Here is a 1,846-nt window from a genome sequence, read left to right on the forward strand (position 1 = left end):
GTGGCCATCGCCACCACCGCCACCGGTGCCGAAGACCCAACGTCGGGCATCGCCGTCAAGTTGAGCGCCACCGATGTCGATGGTTTGGCCAACGTCAAATCCTTCGCGGTCAGCACGCCGACCAACGGGACGTTCTTCACCGATGCCGCAATGACCAAGGCCTTCACCGGCACGATCAACGCGACCAACGGCGAAGCGACGCTGTACTTCAAGCCGAACCTGAATTTCAACGGCACCGCCAACTTCACCTACACCGCCACCGACAGCGGCAACGCTGATGGCAGCGGCGTGCTGACCTCGCCTGCGGTCGGCGGCACCATCACCGTGACCCCGGTCAACGATGCGCCGGTGGCCATCGCCACCACCGCCACCGGTGCCGAAGACCCAACGTCGGGCCGAAGATCCGTCTTCGGGTATCGAAGTCAAGTTGAGCGCCACCGATGTCGATGGCCTGGCTAACGTCAAGTCGTTCAAGGTCGGTACGCCAACCAACGGCAGCTTCTTCACCGACGCCGCGATGACTAAGCCATTCACTGGCACCATCGATGCCAACAACGGTTCGGCAACCCTGTACTTCAAGCCGAACCTGAACTTCAACGGCACCGCCAACTTCACCTACACCGCCACCGACAGCGGCAACGCTGATGGCAGCGGCGTACTGACCTCGGCACCGGTTGGCGGCAGCATTACCGTGACCCCGGTCAACGATGCGCCGGTGGCTATCGCCACCACCGCCACCGGCACTGAAGACCCGGCGTCGGGTATCGAAGTCAAATTGAACGCGACCGACGTGGATGGTTTGGCTAACGTCAAATCCTTCACCGTCAGCACGCCTACCAACGGCACCTTCTTTACCGATGCGGCGATGACCAAGGCCTTTACCGGCAGCATCGATGCCAGCAACGGCTCGGCGACGCTGTACTTCAAGCCGAACCTGAACTTCAACGGCACCGCCAACTTCACCTACACCGCCACCGACAGCGGCAACGCTGATGGCAGCGGCGTACTGACCTCGGCACCGGTTGGCGGCAGCATTACCGTGACCCCGGTCAACGATGCGCCGGTGGCTATCGCCACCACCGCCACCGGCACTGAAGACCCGGCGTCGGGTATCGAAGTCAAATTGAACGCGACCGACGTGGATGGTTTGGCTAACGTCAAATCCTTCACCGTCAGCACGCCTACCAACGGCACCTTCTTTACCGATGCGGCGATGACCAAGGCCTTTACCGGCAGCATCGATGCCAGCAACGGCTCGGCGACGCTGTACTTCAAGCCGAACCTGAACTTCAACGGCACCGCCAACTTCACCTACACCGCCACCGACAGCGGCAACGCTGACGGCAGCAACCCACTGACCTCGCCTGCGGTCGGCGGCACCATCACCGTGACCCCGGTCAACGATGCGCCAGTGGCCATCGCCACCACCGCGACCGGTGCCGAAGACCCGACTTCGGGTATCCCGGTCAAGTTGAGCGCCACCGACGTCGATGGCCTGGCCAACGTCAAGTCGTTCACCGTGGGCACGCCAAGCAACGGCACCTTCTTCACCGATGCGGCGATGACCAAGGCCTTTACCGGCAGCATCGATGCCAGCAACGGCTCGGCGACGCTGTACTTCAAGCCGAACCTGAACTTCAACGGCACCGCCAACTTCACCTACACCGCGACCGACAGCGGCAATGCGGACGGTAGCAACCCGCTGACCTCGCCAGCCGTCGGCGGCAGCATCACCGTGACTCCGGTCAACGATGCCCCGGTGGCCATCGCCACCACTGCAACCGGTGCCGAAGACCCGACCTCGGGCATCGCCGTCAAGTTGAGCGCGACCGATGTCGACGGCCTG

2 protein-coding genes are annotated in these 1,846 nt (G+C 62.9%); both read left to right on the forward strand.

Translation table 11 applies throughout. The features are described 5' to 3' along the window. The coding region (locus CF161_RS33035; RefSeq protein ID WP_177326736.1) for a hypothetical protein at nt 1–459 on the forward strand (459 nt) is incomplete at its 5' end. Beyond that, nucleotides 428–1,846, forward strand: a 1,419-nt coding sequence (locus CF161_RS00280) for a tandem-95 repeat protein (protein ID WP_020294522.1), incomplete at its 3' end; no start/stop codon positions are given. The genes CF161_RS33035 and CF161_RS00280, both read left to right, overlap by 32 nt.

This window comes from Pseudomonas sp. CF161 (genome assembly GCF_000416215.1).
Classification (GTDB): domain Bacteria; phylum Pseudomonadota; class Gammaproteobacteria; order Pseudomonadales; family Pseudomonadaceae; genus Aquipseudomonas.